This window comes from Tenacibaculum aestuarii (assembly GCF_964510395.1).
GTDB classification, from domain to species: domain Bacteria; phylum Bacteroidota; class Bacteroidia; order Flavobacteriales; family Flavobacteriaceae; genus Polaribacter; species Polaribacter aestuarii.
Genome location: NZ_CAZEFY010000003.1, coordinates 1,163,617 through 1,179,658, shown reverse-complemented (window position 1 = coordinate 1,179,658; position 16,042 = coordinate 1,163,617). Strand labels below are relative to the sequence as shown.

16 protein-coding genes are annotated in these 16,042 nt (G+C 31.9%); 8 read left to right on the top strand and 8 right to left on the bottom strand.

The window, feature by feature from the left end:
* Window positions 1-39: 39 nt before the first annotated feature.
* From ACKTSU_RS11685 to trxA, 3 genes are all read right to left on the bottom strand, one after another.
* A complete protein-coding gene (locus ACKTSU_RS11685) occupies window positions 40-960 on the bottom strand; it encodes a DUF58 domain-containing protein (protein WP_408036564.1) in 921 nt (306 codons plus the stop codon).
* A 66-nt stretch (window positions 961-1,026) separates the two neighbouring features.
* Window positions 1,027-3,414 (bottom strand): M1 family metallopeptidase, encoded by a 2,388-nt coding sequence (locus ACKTSU_RS11680; RefSeq protein WP_408036563.1) that lies wholly within the window; start codon window positions 3,412-3,414, stop codon window positions 1,027-1,029.
* 245 nt (window positions 3,415-3,659) lie between these two features.
* Window positions 3,660-3,977, bottom strand: a complete 318-nt coding sequence (trxA, locus tag ACKTSU_RS11675; protein ID WP_125068953.1) for a thioredoxin — start codon at window positions 3,975-3,977, stop codon at window positions 3,660-3,662.
* 321 nt (window positions 3,978-4,298) lie between these two features.
* On the opposite strand from trxA, the gene metK reads away from it, so the two are divergent.
* Window positions 4,299-5,552: a methionine adenosyltransferase gene (gene metK / locus ACKTSU_RS11670; protein ID WP_408036561.1), complete on the top strand. Its 1,254-nt coding sequence runs from the start codon at window positions 4,299-4,301 to the stop codon at window positions 5,550-5,552.
* A gap of 55 nt (window positions 5,553-5,607) precedes the next feature.
* On the opposite strand, the gene sppA is transcribed toward metK, so the two are convergent.
* Both sppA and ACKTSU_RS11660 read right to left on the bottom strand, forming a co-directional pair.
* A complete protein-coding gene (gene sppA / locus ACKTSU_RS11665; protein ID WP_408036560.1) occupies window positions 5,608-7,353 on the bottom strand; it encodes a signal peptide peptidase SppA in 1,746 nt (581 codons plus the stop codon).
* Between the two features lie 63 nt (window positions 7,354-7,416).
* Window positions 7,417-7,848 (bottom strand): DUF6146 family protein, encoded by a 432-nt coding sequence (locus ACKTSU_RS11660; RefSeq protein ID WP_408036559.1) that lies wholly within the window; start codon window positions 7,846-7,848, stop codon window positions 7,417-7,419.
* A gap of 101 nt (window positions 7,849-7,949) precedes the next feature.
* Here ACKTSU_RS11660 and ACKTSU_RS11655 point away from each other — a divergent pair, with 101 nt between their 5' ends.
* Window positions 7,950-8,510 (top strand): DNA-3-methyladenine glycosylase I, encoded by a 561-nt coding sequence (locus ACKTSU_RS11655; protein ID WP_274634041.1) that lies wholly within the window; start codon window positions 7,950-7,952, stop codon window positions 8,508-8,510.
* Between the two features lie 48 nt (window positions 8,511-8,558).
* Window positions 8,559-10,592, top strand: a complete 2,034-nt coding sequence (locus ACKTSU_RS11650; RefSeq protein ID WP_408036558.1) for a dipeptidyl-peptidase 3 family protein — start codon at window positions 8,559-8,561, stop codon at window positions 10,590-10,592.
* Window positions 10,593-10,674: 82 nt separating this feature from the next.
* Here the strand turns inward: ACKTSU_RS11650 and ACKTSU_RS11645 are convergent, their stop codons facing one another.
* On the bottom strand, window positions 10,675-10,887 hold the full coding sequence (locus ACKTSU_RS11645) for a hypothetical protein (RefSeq protein WP_408036556.1): 213 nt from the start codon (window positions 10,885-10,887) through the stop codon (window positions 10,675-10,677).
* Between the two features lie 39 nt (window positions 10,888-10,926).
* On the opposite strand from ACKTSU_RS11645, the gene ACKTSU_RS11640 reads away from it, so the two are divergent.
* Both ACKTSU_RS11640 and ACKTSU_RS11635 read left to right on the top strand, forming a co-directional pair.
* A complete protein-coding gene (locus tag ACKTSU_RS11640; RefSeq protein WP_408036554.1) occupies window positions 10,927-11,658 on the top strand; it encodes an SDR family NAD(P)-dependent oxidoreductase in 732 nt (243 codons plus the stop codon).
* Window positions 11,659-11,685: 27 nt separating this feature from the next.
* Window positions 11,686-12,072: a pyrophosphohydrolase domain-containing protein gene (locus ACKTSU_RS11635; RefSeq protein WP_408036553.1), complete on the top strand. Its 387-nt coding sequence runs from the start codon at window positions 11,686-11,688 to the stop codon at window positions 12,070-12,072.
* A gap of 45 nt (window positions 12,073-12,117) precedes the next feature.
* Here ACKTSU_RS11635 and ACKTSU_RS11630 read toward each other — a convergent pair whose 3' ends face one another.
* Entirely contained in the window at window positions 12,118-13,128 is a 1,011-nt protein-coding gene (locus tag ACKTSU_RS11630) for a TlpA family protein disulfide reductase (RefSeq protein ID WP_408036552.1), read from the bottom strand.
* A gap of 67 nt (window positions 13,129-13,195) precedes the next feature.
* Complete coding sequence (locus tag ACKTSU_RS11625; RefSeq protein ID WP_408036551.1) at window positions 13,196-14,245, bottom strand: branched-chain amino acid aminotransferase; 1,050 nt, start codon at window positions 14,243-14,245, stop codon at window positions 13,196-13,198.
* Window positions 14,246-14,365: 120 nt separating this feature from the next.
* On the opposite strand from ACKTSU_RS11625, the gene ACKTSU_RS11620 reads away from it, so the two are divergent.
* The 3 genes from ACKTSU_RS11620 to mnmD are packed head-to-tail and all read left to right on the top strand — an operon-like array spanning window position 14,366 to window position 15,961.
* Window positions 14,366-14,878, top strand: a complete 513-nt coding sequence (locus tag ACKTSU_RS11620; protein WP_408036550.1) for a DUF4920 domain-containing protein — start codon at window positions 14,366-14,368, stop codon at window positions 14,876-14,878.
* Entirely contained in the window at window positions 14,878-15,297 is a 420-nt protein-coding gene (locus tag ACKTSU_RS11615; protein ID WP_408036549.1) for a hypothetical protein, read from the top strand. Before ACKTSU_RS11620 ends, ACKTSU_RS11615 begins: the two co-directional genes overlap by 1 nt.
* 7 nt (window positions 15,298-15,304) lie before the next feature.
* Entirely contained in the window at window positions 15,305-15,961 is a 657-nt protein-coding gene (gene mnmD, locus ACKTSU_RS11610; protein ID WP_408036917.1) for a tRNA (5-methylaminomethyl-2-thiouridine)(34)-methyltransferase MnmD, read from the top strand.
* Window positions 15,962-16,042 lie beyond the last annotated feature (81 nt).

The window sequence follows — 16,042 nt, the reverse complement described above, 5'->3', positions numbered from 1 at the left end:
TGCAAATATATAACCTTTTTTTAAATAAAAAAGAGTTATTTATAAAAAATTCTGTCTACTGATAAGATAAGCGATAAGTACTTTATCATAACCTTTATTAATATCTACAGGTATGTAATCAATTTTATATTGTAAGCATTTGTTTTTTAGGTTTTTGAAAAATTCAGAGCTTAATTCTTGATATTTTTGCTGTACATTTTCGGCGTATAAATTTATTTCTTCTCCAGTTTCAACATCTACAAATTTTTTTGGTGAGTTGTCAAAATCAAACAAAAATTCTGTCTTTTTATCGTGTGTATGAAACAACACTACCTCATGTTTGTTAAATTTTAGGTGTCGTAAAGCATCAAAAAGAGCTTCTTCATTTTTTGAAGTTTGAAACATATCGGTAAATAAGAAAATTAAAGACCTTCTATGAATCTTTTCTGCTATTTCATGTAAATATTGATAGGTTTCTGTAGATGAGGTAGAATTGGATGATAGTAACTGTTCTAATTGATGTAATAACATCTTACGATGACGCTCACTACCTTTTTCAGGAGCATAATATTCGTAAGTGTCAGAATAAATACTTAATCCAACGGCATCGCGTTGTCTTTTTAAAATATCCATTAAAGAAGCAGCAGCTACTGCTGAGAAACCAATCTTGTTTAAACTATCTATTGATTGATTCTTACTTATAGGATAATGCATAGAAGCAGAATTGTCGATAATTAAATGACATCTAAGATTCGTTTCTTCTTCATATTTTTTGGTGTACAGCTTTTCGGTTTTAGCAAATAGTTTCCAATCAATATGGCGAGTACTTTCGCCTTTATTATAGAGTTTGTGTTCAGAAAACTCAACCGAAAATCCGTGAAATGGACTTTTGTGCATTCCTGTGATAAAACCTTCTACCACTTGTTTGGCAAGTAGTTCAAGATTGTTAATTTTTGAAGCAGTACTGTTTAAATCAATCATACAGTACCGAAAATAACAAAAGGTTTAGCAATAGCCAAACCTTTTGTGTAATAAAAAGAAAACGGATTATTGTTTAATTGTATGTTGTGCTCTGTCCATATTATCAGCTACAATCAATAATTTTTTTAATAGAATTGGGTTATAGTTTTTATGATTGTTTAAAAACTCTTGAACAATATCATTAGCTTCTTTTGAGGTATAGTTTCCAAGTGAGCTCGTTAACCAGTTTTTTGGGAAAAAGATATCGCCAGTAAGTTGTACTTCTTCCAACAAATCTAAACAAAGTTTAAGGTGTTTGATAGAAGTTTTTTGACGTAAAGGATGGTGTATAGAGGCTAAAGCGGCTTCTACCCAAGATTCTTTTTCACGGTTTTTAGCTTCTTTTAGAGAAAGCATAAAATCATCTCTTACTTTTTCATCATTAGATAAGGTAGGAAGCAACCATGAAAAGCGTTCTTTTTTGTCTTTGTTTTTAATGTTTTCAAGTTGCTGCTTATTTATTTCTTCTGATTCAGGATGTTGATAAATAGCAAGTTTTATTGCAAGGTTTGTTAAATCAGTTTCGTTTAAAGTTAAGTTGTCTATTACAAGAGTTTTATTCCATAATTGAAATAGCTTCTCTTTTCCGGTTTCATTATAAGCAAGATTACTATATAAGTTAAACAGTGTTTTTTTAATATTTTTTGGAAGCTCAGTTTGAAGCAATTCAAAAACGCTATTTTCAGTGGTGTTTAAAAGCTTATGATGTTGTTCTTTTGGTAAAAACTTCCAGAAAATAGCATTGATGCCTCTAGATAAATAATTAACAATTAACTCGTTTTTTTCAGATTGAATTCCTTTTAAAAATAAATTAAAAGTATTCAAAGGAGTAATGTTCCCATGAAGCATGTTTTCGTAAAGGTTTATATAAGAATGCCCTCGCGCAACATCATTTTTAATTAAATGAATATCGGTTGTGTTTAGAGGGAAGATTCCGTAGCCCAAACCATTATAGTTGTAAATAATTTCTTTAGGTATAGGTAAACCAATTGCTTCGTTAATTGTGTTAGTATGTTTGTTTAGGTCAACATGAATTGTTTTTATTTCATCTTTATAAACCAAACCAATAGCGAAAGATTGTTCCCATGTATTGTTTGATTTGTCTTCAGCTTTTTGATGGATGTTAAAAGTGCTTATTTTTCCGTCATTATAACTAATAGAATCAGAAATTATTGGACGACTAGGAGAGTTTACCCAAACCTTACTCCATTGTTTAATGTCTTTAGGAGATAAATTATCAAAAATAGTCACTAAATCATTCCAGTCTGCATTGTCATTAGCATAGGTGGCAATGTATTGTTGAGTTCCTTTCTGAAAGTTTTCTTTGCCCAATAAAAGCTCGAGTTGACGCATCATAATAGGGGCTTTGTTGTAAATGATGCGACCATATAAAGAACCTGCATTTTTTAAATTATCTAGCTGTTGTCTTATAGGGTTTGAACCTTTGGTACGGTCTTCAGAATAGGCACTTGGATAGTGAGACATCATAAAACCTAAATCGTGGTTTATTTCAGGAAACACAGGATTCATAATTTTGTCAGCCATGAAGTTGGCAAAGACTTCTTTCATCCAAACATCATTAAACCAACGCATGGTTACTAAATTACCAAACCACATATGAGAAGTTTCATGAGCAATTAATTTAGCTCGATTTAATTTGCGGGTTTGTGTTGCATTTTCATCCAAAAAGAGAGAGCTTTCTCTATATTGTATCGCTCCTGTATGTTCCATTCCACCATATTGAAATGGAGGAAGAGAGGCAAAGTCCATTTTTTGAAACGGAAATTTATAATGAGTGTATTCTTCTAAAAACTCTAAAGAATTTTGATGCGTGTTAAAAATATAGGCTAAACTTTCCTTAATTTTTGTACTGTCAGATTCTCTGTATAAAAAGCGCATGTTAAAGGCACCAGGATTAGTATTGTTTTCATTGAACTTACCAGCAACAAAAGAGAATAAATACGTGCTCATTTTGTCTGTTTGTTTAAATTGATGTTCAATAAAATCACCTTTTTCTACTTGTTGCTTTTCAAAAGCACCACATAAAACTTTCCAATCTTTTGGAGCGGTTATAATAAGATTGTAGTGAGCTTTGATATTAGGTTGATCAAAGCAAGGAAATAAAGTACTAGCTCTATCTGGAACTAATAAAGTGTATAAATATTCTTTGTTTCTGTTCAAAGAAAGTTCTCCTGCATCAAAACTTATATCAATCGTATTCTCTCCTGATTTTAATAAGTTTTTATCAATAACAATATGTTCGCTGGTATGTACTATAGTGGCGTTTGTGTCATTAACACGAATATTTTTTAAATGACTTGTTTTCTCGTTAAAATCTAAAATTAGGTTATTTTCAGTATTGGTAAGATTGAAGTTGATTTTAAGTTCTGATGGAATAGCGTCTTCCTTTTTCAAAGGAATTGAAAAGTGAAGGTTGTATACTACGTCAGATACTTGTTTTTTTCTAAATTTTGCCAGTTCTAAAGAAATACCATTGGTGATTTCAGGAAGTTGAGTTTTTCTTTTTTACAAGCTAAGCAAATAGATAAACAAAAAAATAAGAGGTATTTATACATGGTTTTAGTTGTTTCTTGGTTTTTAAAAATAAAAAAGGTTTAGCAATAGCCAAACCTTTTTTATGAGATGAATTGAAATACTTTTTATAAAGCAGCATCAATTTTATCTGTATATGCTTTTTTAGGAGCAGCACCAACTTGCTTGTCTACAACTTCTCCGTTTTTGAAAATTAATACAGTTGGAATGTTTCTTACACCATACTTAGCAGCAAATTCTTGGTTTGCGTCTACGTCTACTTTACCAACAACAGCTTTTCCTTCATACTCGCTACTGATTTCATCAACGATAGGAGATACCATTCTACATGGTCCACACCAAGCTGCCCAAAAGTCTACTAATACTGGTTTGTCAGATTTTAATACTACTTCTTCGAAAGAAGCATCTGTAATTTCTAATGCCATTTTATATATGTTTTATCTAAGTTATTATCTTACTTTGTACACCACAAAAGTAAGCAAATATTTTTCCAATGCAATTTTACAAAAATTACTTTTTATTATCATAGTATCAATACTTTCTATTTTTTTATAGCTTAGTTTGTTTTTATGTGTGTAAAATAATCTATAACTTTGCACCAATATTTATTTGAGGAAAAATTTGACTGATTGCAACCTCAATGAACAATAGTTCAGAATAAAAATGCTAAAGCAGTAATTTTCTACTCCTTTTAGCGACTTAGCAATTCAAGTTTTTTCTTTTAATTAATTTAAAAAGAAGTTTTTATGTCATATTTTTTTACTTCGGAAAGTGTTTCTGAAGGACATCCAGATAAAGTAGCAGATCAAATTTCTGACGCTTTAATAGATAATTTTTTAGCATTTGACCCAGAATCTAAGGTTGCTTGTGAAACTTTAGTAACTACAGGTCAGGTTGTATTGGCTGGAGAGGTAAAGTCATCAACCTATTTAGATGTTCAAAAAATAGCTCGTGAAGTAATCAATAAAATTGGTTATACTAAAGGAGAATACATGTTTGATGGAAATTCTTGTGGAGTTTTATCAGCAATTCATGAACAATCAGACGATATTAACCGTGGAGTAGATAGAGCTTCTAAGGAAGAGCAAGGTGCAGGAGACCAAGGTATGATGTTTGGGTATGCAACGAACGAAACTGAGCATTATATGCCGTTAGCGTTAGATTTATCACATATAATCTTAAAGGAATTAGCAGTTATACGTAGAGAAAGTAAAGAAATTACTTATTTACGCCCAGATGCAAAGAGTCAGGTAACTATTGAGTATTCTGACGATAATGTACCACAACGTATTGAAGCAATTGTTGTTTCTACACAGCACGATGATTTTGCTGATGACGAAACCATGTTAGCAAAAATTAGAAAAGATATTGTTGAAATTTTAATCCCTAGAGTTAAAGCACAATTAACTCCTGAAATTCAAGCGTTGTTTAATAATGATATTAAGTATCATATTAACCCAACAGGAAAGTTTGTAATTGGTGGGCCTCACGGAGATACAGGATTGACAGGTCGTAAGATTATTGTTGATACGTATGGAGGAAAAGGAGCACATGGTGGTGGAGCATTCTCAGGAAAAGATCCAAGTAAAGTAGATCGTTCTGCAGCCTATGCAACACGTCATATCGCAAAGAATTTAGTAGCTGCTGGAGTTGCTGATGAGGTATTAGTTCAAGTATCGTACGCAATTGGAGTAGTAGAGCCGATGGGTATTTTTGTAGATACTTATGGAACTTCAAAAGTTGATTTAACCGATGGAGAGATCGCTCAAAAAGTTTCTGAAATTTTTGATATGCGTCCACACGCAATTGAAGATCGTTTAAAATTACGTAATCCAATATATAGCGAAACTGCTGCTTACGGACACATGGGACGTACAAATGAAGTAGTTTCTAAAACGTTTACACAACCTAATGGAGAAAGTATAACGCTAGATGTAGAGTTATTTACTTGGGAGAAATTAGATTATGTATCTAAAGTAAAAGAAAGTTTCGGTTTGTAAGAACCGTTAACTATTAAAACTAAAAAACCTCGACATTGTCGAGGTTTTTTTATGATTATTTTATTTGAAATATAAAAGGGATTCTGGCTTGAATTCCTTCTAGGTTTTTCATTTTATGAATGTTGTTGTATAGCTGATAGTTTTCATCACCCATTGTTTCTTTTAAAATTTCTTCTTTAGAAGCTTTCATAAAAGGATTCATTTGTAAAGCATCCTTTAAATCAGTTTTGTAGTGAGGATAGTTACGAACTCTATAATTTTCAACTTCAGCTAATTCAGCAGCTACTTTAATAGCATCTTCTAAGCTTCCTAATTGATCAACTAAACCTTTTTCAATAGCTTCTTTACCTGTCCAAACTCTACCTTGTGCAATTTCGTTTACTTGCTCGAAAGTCATGTTACGTCCTGTAGAAACACGATTGACAAAAGTAGTGTAGATTTGCTCAACTCCTTCTTTGGTAACATCATAGAACTTCTGATTCATTGGCTCAAAAACACTGTAAGAAGCACTATTGTTAGTAGATACTTGTTCCGCATTGATGCCAATATTGTCGGCAAACTGACTAAAATTTGGAATCGCACCAAAAACACCAATTGATCCTGTAATGGTTGTTGGTTCAGCGATAATTTTATCAGCATTACAAGCAATATAATAACCACCAGAAGCAGCTAAGTTCCCCATAGAAACGACTAGAGGTTTTTCTTTCTTAGTTAATTCTAGCTCACGCCAAATTAATTCAGAAGCTAAAGCACTACCACCAGGAGAATTTACGCGAAGAACGATAGCTTTTACATTATCATCTTTTCTAGCTTTTTTAATCGCTTTATTAATAATTCTTTGTCCGATGTAGCTTTCATTTCCTTCTCCATACACGATATCACCTTGTGCATAAATTACAGCAATTTTATCTTTAGCAGTAGAAGAAATTCTTCCTTTTCCTGAGTTGATGTAATCTTCGATAGAAATAGTATTCACTTTTTCATCAGAACCTCCTGCCAGTTTTTCTTGGTATTCATCTTCATAAATAGAAGCATCAATAAGTTTGCTTTTTAACGCTATTTCAGCATTTCTTCCGTTAGAGTTATCAGCAATGTTATTTAATTCTTCAATTGAAATGTTTCTGCTATTGCTAATATCTTCAGTAATTTCTGACCAAATTGATTTTAAGAAAGAGGTAGTTTGCTCGCGATTTGCATCACTCATTTTATTTTCTAAAAATGGTTCAACAGCACTTTTATATTTACCGTGGCGAACAACTTCCATTTTAATACCGTATTTATCTTCGAAATCTTTGAAGTATAAAATTTCAGTTGATAAACCTCTAAAATCGATAGCCCCAACTGGGTTTAAGAATAAACTATCGGCAACAGAACTTAAGTAATAATTTTTTTGAGTATAAATGTCGTTGTACGCATATATGAATTTACCACTCTCTTTAAATTCTTCTAATTTATTTCTAATGGCTTGCGTTTGTGCAATACCAGCATTAACAAAGGTTGTTTTTATACTAATTCCTTTAATTTTATCATCAGTTTTAGCGTTTTCAATAGCGTTAATGATTTTATTTAAAGCTAATCTTTCCTCGTTTAGCTCTAAGGCTTCAGCGATAGGGTTGTCTTCTTTAGGAGCGTAATCTTTTATAGGTGTTGATAAATCTAATTCTAAAACTGAATTTGATTTAACTACAATTTGCTCTTCAGCTCCAACAATAGTAGCGATAGCAAAAAAGAAAACAAACAGTAAAAAAAAGGCAATAAAAAAGCCAAGAACTGAGGCTAATAGATTTCTTAAAAATTTCATGTTATTGGGTTGATTTTTTGAGCAAATATACAGTTTTTACAAAGATGCTTTTTTGAGTAAAAATCATCTATTAAATTGAGTTGATCCAGCTCCTAAACTCATCTTGTATTTACGTTGAGCAAACTCAAAATAATTGAATAATTTGTAGTTTACTTCGTAGCCATAATCAATATGTGGACTGTAATCAATCACATTTTCATAAATATTAGGATTGAATTGTAGTGGGTTTCGTGCTCGGTAATTCCATGTAATAACATACAAACGATTTTTATTTTCTAAATACGTTTGCGAATAATAACCTTCTGGTTTGGCTATGCTGTTTAAATAAGTAGTAAAACCAGGATCTATGATAATAATTTCGTATTCTAAACTGTCATTGGCAATAACAACAGGTTCTTCATTAGTATTTGAGGTGTCCTTTAAAGGAGAAGAACCACAAGCCCACAGCATAATTCCTATGATACTGAGAGCTAAAATATGTTGTAGTGTTTTCATAATCAATATGAGTTTGTTAACTATAAAATTGCAAAAATTATTCCGAAATTCATTGATTTTTAACTTGTTTAACAGTAATTTTCAGCATTAAATAAAAGATTATGAAGCAAAGATGTTTTTGGGTAGGAAATGACCCTTTGTATATAGAATACCACGATACAGAATGGGGAGTTCCTGTTTATGATGATGATAAATTGTTTGAGTTTTTAATTTTAGAAACCTTTCAGGCAGGATTGAGTTGGATAACTATTCTAAAAAAAAGAGAAAATTTTAGAAAAGCGTTAGATGATTTTAATTATCAGAAAATTGCAAAATATGGAGAAGAAAAGTATGAAGAGCTGTTACAAAATGAAGGAATTATTAGAAATAAGTTAAAGATAAAAGCTACCATTACCAACGCTCAATTATTTATGAAAGTGCAAGAAGAGTTTGGTACATTTTCTAAATATATTTGGAGTTTTGTTGATGGAGAGCCAATAAAAAATTCATTTGAAAAAAGAGAAGAAGTACCTGCAACAACAGCGCTTTCTGATGCAATTTCAAAAGATTTAAAAAAACGTGGATTTAAATTTGTAGGATCCACAGTAATTTATGCTCATATGCAGGCTACGGGGATGGTAAACGACCACACAACCGACTGTTTTCGATACCATGAAGTTTAAATTTCGTAATTTTATCCTTCCAAAAAAATAAACTAAATATTATTATAAATGAAACTAAAACAAATGCTTTGTGCAGTTGTTGCGGCTGGAGTGTTAACTTCATGCGGAACAGAAGCCAAAAAAGAGCCTAAAGTAGCTGAAAAAAAAGCAAAAGAGTTTGAATATGTTGTTGAGCAATTTGCTGATATAAAAGTATTACGTTACCAAATTCCCGGTTTTGATGAGTTAACACTAAAAGAAAAAAAGTTAGTGTATTATTTAACGCAAGCTGGTTTATCTGGTCGTGATATTATGTGGGATCAAAACTACCGTCACAATCTTGAAATTAGAGCAGCTTTAGAAAATATCAACAATAACTTTAAAGGTGATAAAGAGAGCGAAGAGTTTAAAGCATTTACAACGTATTTAAAACGTGTATGGTTTTCAAACGGGATTCACCACCACTATTCTAACGATAAGTTAAAACCTGAATTTTCTAAAGAATATTTTGAATCGTTATTAAAAGAAACTAATACTGAGTTATCTACAGAAGCATTAGAAGTTATTTTTAATGATAAAGATGCTAAAAAAGTAAACAAAAAAGCTGGGGTAGATAATGTATTAGCATCAGCAGTAAATTTTTACGGAGCAGATATTACAAGTAAAGATGTAGAAGATTTTTATGCTAAAGCTGATAAAGGCCCAGAAGGACAACCAATTGAGGCTGGATTAAACTCGAAGTTAGTTCGTGAAGATGGAAAACTAGTTGAAAAAGTATGGAAGTCTGGTGGAATGTACGGACAAGCAATCGATAAAATTATTTATTGGTTAGGAAAAGCTAAAGAAGTAGCAGAAAACGAAAAACAAGCAAAAACGTTAGAGTTGTTAATCGAATACTATAAAACAGGAGATTTACATACTTGGGACGAATATGCAATTGCTTGGGTAGAATCTACCGAAGGAAATATTGATTGGATTAATGGTTTTATTGAAGTATATAATGACCCTAAAGGGTACAGAGGTTCGTACGAAACAATTGTACAGATCAAAGACTTCGATATGTCTAAAAAGATGAAAGTATTATCAGACAATGCACAATGGTTTGAAGATAATTCTCCATTAGATCCAACTCACAAAAAGAAAGATGTTGTGGGGGTTTCGTATAAAACAGTAAATGTTGCTGGTGAAGCAGGAGATGCATCTCCAAGTACACCAATTGGAGTGAACTTACCGAACAATAACTGGATTCGTCAACAACACGGTTCTAAATCGGTATCGTTAGGAAATATTATAGGTTCTTATAACAATGCTGGAGGAACTGGACGTTTAAAAGAATTTGCTAACGATCAAGAAGAAATCGATTTAGAGATTAAATATGGTAAGTTAGCTGATAAATTACATACAGCATTACATGAGGTAATCGGACATGCTTCAGGTGTAATTAATGATGGAATTGGCCAACCAAAAGAAACGTTAAAGAACTATGCTTCTACAATGGAAGAAGGTAGAGCGGATTTAGTAGGGCTTTATTATTTAATGGATCCTAAATTACAAGAATTAGGTTTAGTTGATGACTGGCAAAAAGTAGGTAAAGCTGCTTATGATGGATATATCAGAAACGGATTAATGACACAGTTAATCAGAATCAATTTAGGAGATGATATTGAAGAAGACCACATGGTTAACCGTCAATGGGTATCAGCTTGGGCTTTTGAACAAGGAGCGAAAGATAATGTAATTGAAAAAGTTACTAGAGATGGTAAGACATATTATAACATCAACGATTATGATAAGCTTCGCGAAATTTTCGGACGTTTATTAAAAGAAACGCAAAGAATTAAATCTGAAGGAGATTTTGAAGCTGCTAAAGCATTAGTTGAAGGATACGGAGTAAAAGTAGATCAAGATATTCATAAAGAAGTTTTAGATCGTAATGTACAGTTTACATCAGCTCCTTATAACGGATTTGTAAACCCAGTATTAGAGCCAGTAATGGATGCTGAAGGAAATATTACCGATATTAAAATTACGCAACCAGAAACGTTTGAAGAGCAAATGAACTTCTACGCCAAAAACTATAATTTCTTACCAATAAAAAATTAAGAAGTTAAAAGGCTAAATAATAAAAAACCGATTCTGAAAAGAATCGGTTTTTTGTTTTATAAAGAAACCTTAAACGGTTGTGCTATTTCGTTAGTAGTTTTGATAAAAACAACAGTGCAATTACTACAGCAATTCCTATTGCTACGTAAATAGCAGCGTTTTGGTAGTACTTCTTATTGTTTTTAGAGTCTTTTTTATAGCTAAAAAACATCAAAATAATAAAGGCTACAACAAATAAACTAGCAAAAATGATTCTGCCTGTAGTAAACATTTTAGCAGCAATAAGTATAAACATAAAATTGTATTTTTAGCAAAGTTAAAGAATGATTTTAGAATGGAGAAAACTAAAACAGCAATTATTTTTGGCGCTACCTCAGGTATCGGGAAGAGTTTAGCTGAAACATTAATAAAAGACAATTATATAGTTGCAGTTACTGGTAGAAGGTTAGAAAAGCTAGAAGAATTAAAAAGTGCTTATCCGAATCAAGTAATTATAAAACAAAACGATATTCAAAAAGTTACTGAAGTAGAAAAAGTATTTACTGAAATGGTGGACGAATTAGGAGAAGTTCATTTAGTGATACAGTCTTCAGGAGTTGGATTTGTGAATACAGAATTAGACTGGCATAAAGAAAATGAAACGGTACAAACTAATGTAGTTGGAGTTACCAAACTATATAATTTAGCGTATAATTTGTTTGAAAAACAGCAATTCGGACATTTAGTAGGAATTTCTTCAATAGCATCTTTTAGAGGAAATAAAGATGCACCTGCATATTTTGCATCTAAAGCCTATCAAAAATCATATTTAGAAGGGTTGTATATTAAAACCAAAACAATAGAATCTAAAAAAGTATTTGTAACAGATATTCGCCCTGGCTTTGTTGATACTGCAATGGCGTTAGGTGATGGAATTTTTTGGATGGTTTCTCTAGAAAAAGCAGTTGATCAAATTTATTCAGCAATAAAACGAAAAAAACGAGTGGCTTACATTTCAAAACGATGGAGACTTATTGCTTGGGTACTAAAAATTGTGCCAGCAAGAATTTTAAAAATGGCAACATAAACTAATATATAAAGCAGATTAAAAACAATGAAAAAAAGAATAGAAGCAGTACACGAATTTCATACCGCTTTCGGATTAGGAATTAACAACGAACCAATAGCAAATATTGGAGAGGAACGAAATTTACTTCGTTACAATTTAATGAAAGAAGAAAATGAAGAATACCTAGAAGCAGCACAGAATAACGATTTAGTTGAGGTTGCAGATGCTTTAGGTGACATGTTGTATATTTTATGTGGAACTATTATTGAACACGGAATGCAACACAAAATAGAAGAAGTGTTTAATGAAATTCAACGAAGTAATATGAGTAAGTTAGGAGAAGATGGTAAGCCAATTTATCGTGAAGATGGTAAGGTACTTAAAGGACCAAATTACTTCAAACCAAATATTAAGGAAATTTTAGATAAATAAAAAAGCTCCTCAAAAGAGGAGCTTTTTTTAATTTTGTTTTCTATGTTATTTACCCATAATTCTTTCTAATTCTAATGTTAATGTTTTAACATTATTAACCATTTTAATGATAACACCGTTAGAGTCTACAATTAAGTGCGTAGGGTATTGCTTAACTTTTAATTTTTTAGCCATGTAATCCTTTTGTTCAGGAATAGTAGGGTATTTAAACTCTTTAGTTTCTAAAAACTCAACTAATTCGCCCTTTTTATCAAAAGCTAAACTAACAAATTCAATTTTTTCATCTTTGTATTTGTCTACCAACTCATTTAATTCAGGGAATTCTTCTACACACACTTTACAAGTAATAAACCAACATTTAAGAACTAATAACTTTCCTTTCGTATCAGCTTTGTTATGTGCTTTCCCTTTTAAATCAACAAAATTATAGTCAGGAAGCTTTTTACCTTCCATTTTAAAATATTGATGAGCTATAGCGGCTTTACTAGCAATAGACTTCTTTATTTTTTCATCAGAAGTATCGCTGATATTTGTCAGTTGATATTGTATTTTTCCTTCTTTTACAAATTTAATAGGAATATAAGCACCAGTACGTAATAATGTTAGGAAAATACCCTTTTCGATAGTAGCTCCTTTTTCATCTAAAGGAGTATAAGTAGACATTAAATCAATATTGTCTTTTGTATAGGCTTCCCAATTATCAAAACTCTTTTGAATATCATCAGAATCGTAAGAAGTTGAAGTAATTGTTTCAACTTCGATAGCTTCTCCTTCTCCCTCTTCATCTTCTTTGTTTTCATGAGTATCTTCTTCAGGAATAGTTTCTTCAATAGAAGGAGCTTCCTCATTAATATCCGCGCTAATTTCTTGTTGCGTATCTTCAGTGTCAGTTGTTTCTTCCTCTTCAGGAAGCTCTGTTTCTTCTTGGGTGTCTACGGTTTCGTTTATAGCGAAAATAGGTTTACCCGATATAGAATTCGAGTAACTTTGTAAACCAAAAAAAGAAATAGCAAAACCAATTCCTATAGATAATAATGCTGGTACTATATTTCTCATTTTATTTAGATTTTTCTATTCAAAAACTGAATATTATCCACTAATATAGCTTTTTTAAATGAAAAAACTAAATTTTCACTCTCCAGTTGTGCTTGTCTTCCAGTTTGTTATATTGAATTCCTAGTAATTTCTCTTTGAAAAAAGCAGCATATGAATCTTCCATATCTGGTAATTCAAAAGTTTCATCTTGATGTTTAAACCCTTTAATAGGGTTTATTACCGCAGCAGTACCAGAACCAAAAATTTCTTTTAATTCTCCTTTTCTTGCAGCTTCTTTTATCTCAGAAACCGATACTCTTCTTACCTCTAGTTCAATATTATAATCTTTAGCAAGTTGAATGATTGATTTACGAGTAACACCATCTAAAATACGATCATTTGTTGGTGCGGTAACAAGTTTGTCTCCAATTCTAAAGAACACATTCATAGTACCTGCCTCTTCAAGATATTCATGAGTATTAGCATCTGTCCAAACAATTTGTTGGTATCCTTCTTTATGTGCTAAACTAGTAGGGTAAAACTGTGCGGCGTAGTTACCCGCTGCTTTTGCAAATCCGACACCACCGTCAGCAGAGCGACTATATTTTTCAGCAAAAAGAACACGAACTTCTCCTGCATAGTACGATTGTGCAGGTGAACAAATGATGATGAATTTATATTCTTCAGCAGGAGAAGCAGAAATAGCTCCTTCAGAAGCAATAATAAAAGGACGGATATATAACGAGTTTCCAAATCCTTTTTTAATCCAAGCATCGTCAATTTCTAATAACTTTTTTAGTCCTTCCATAAAAACATTCTCAGGGACAGAAGGCATTGCTAAACGTTCTCCAGACTTGTTAATTCTGTGGAAGTTTTCATCAGGACGAAATAAAAAAACGTCATCATTATCATCTTTATAAGCTTTCATTCCTTCAAAAACAGCTTGTCCGTAATGAAAAACTCTCGCCGAAGGTTCAAAAGTCATGGGTCCGTAAGGCATAATTTGAGGCGTTTTCCACTCACCATCTTTAAAATCACAAACTAACATGTGGTCAGAAAAAACACGACCAAACGCTAAGTTGTTAAAATCTACTTTATCTATTTTCGATTCTTGTATAAGCTCAATATCAATATTCATTGTGTTGTTGTTTTTAGAAGTGCTACGAAGATACAAAATCTAGTGGTATGTTCTAGGGTGGCTTATTGCTTGAAGAAATAATAAGTATATTTGTTGAATGTTAATTTTAAAATTTTGAAAATGAAAAGACTACTAGTTTTTGCTATGGTTTTAAGCGTAGCACTTAGCTCATGTAAAGTTGAAAAGAAAGAAGAAAAATCTACTACAAATGATACTGAAGTACAAAAAATAGAATATGCATCTTTTGGAGAAAAGATTACAGATACTGATGCAATTTCTGCAGATGAAATGCGATTGAAATTCAAAAACTTAAAGGCAGGAGATACTTTAAATGTAAAATTTGCTTCAACAATAAACGAAGTATGTAAGAAAAAAGGGTGTTGGATGAAGCTAGATTTAGGTGAAGAACAAGAATCAATGGTACGTTTTAAAGATTACGGATTTTTTATGCCATTAAATGCAGATGCAAAAGAAGTGGTAGTAAATGGTAAAGCTTTTGTTACCGAAATTTCTGTAGATGAATTACAGCATTATGCAAAAGATGCTGGAAAATCAGAAGAAGAGATTGCTAAAATTACTGAACCAAAATACACCTATGCTTTTGAAGCAGATGGCGTGTTAATGAAAAAGTAATGAAGAACGTTTTTGGTTTATTATGTATAGTTTTACTTCTTTTTTCTTGCAAAAAGGAAGTAAAACAACCCAAAGAGGAATTAATTATGTATCAATCTTCAGAAATGGCGGCGTTAATGAATGCCATGTATGAAGGTAATATGACAATTAAGAATAAAATTTTGGAAGGAGAGGCTATTGGGAATTTTCCTGATATCTACCTTAATATTCACAATGCAGTTTTAACTGATCCTACTGATAGAAATGCCAGTTTTGAGGCTTTTTCAAAATTGTATATACAAAACCTGCAACAGGTGTATAGTGGTTCACAAGATTCGTTAAAGCAAAACTTCAATCAAGCAATAAACAGTTGTATTGCCTGTCATGAAACTACCTGTAGAGGACCGATACCTAGAATTAAAAAATTATTAATTAAATAATTTAGGAATCAAAAGAGAGATAATCATAACGTCTGATGGTTCAACAACCATTCACTTACCTGAATGGGATGAGCAATATCATTCTAAACATGGAGCGATACTAGAAGCGTATCATGTGTTTATTAGAAATGGTTTAAGGTATGTTGATCACGAGAATATTTCAATTTTAGAAATCGGTTTTGGTACAGGTCTTAATTGTTTTATTACGTTGTTGGAAGCGAAAAGTAAGATTGATTATGTTGGGGTAGAGGCGTATCCTGTTGCTAAAGAAGAAGTTGAAAAACTAAATTATGTAGCAGAATTAGAGGCTGAAGAACAGCAAGAGTTGTTTAATAAAATGCATGAAGTTTCTTGGGAAGAGAAGCATAACATCACTAATAATTTTTCGCTAACAAAACGCAAACAATTTTTTTCTGAAATTACAGATGAAAATCAATTTGATTTGATTTATTTTGATGCCTTCGGAGCAAGGGTACAACCAGAGTTGTGGACGGAAGGTATTTTTCGAATTATGTATACAGCATTAAAAGCTGAAGGAGTATTGGTGACCTATTCAGCAAAAGGAAGTGTTAGAAGGGCAATGCAAGCAGTAGGTTTTGAAGTGGAACGTTTACCAGGGCCTCCAGGAAAACGTGAAATGTTACGAGCGAAAGTAGGCGAGTAATATTCAGCGTAGCTAAATGCTTCTAGAAATAAAAATAGTATAATGTTATTCCGAATTTAGCTTGGAATCAGATTAAACAAA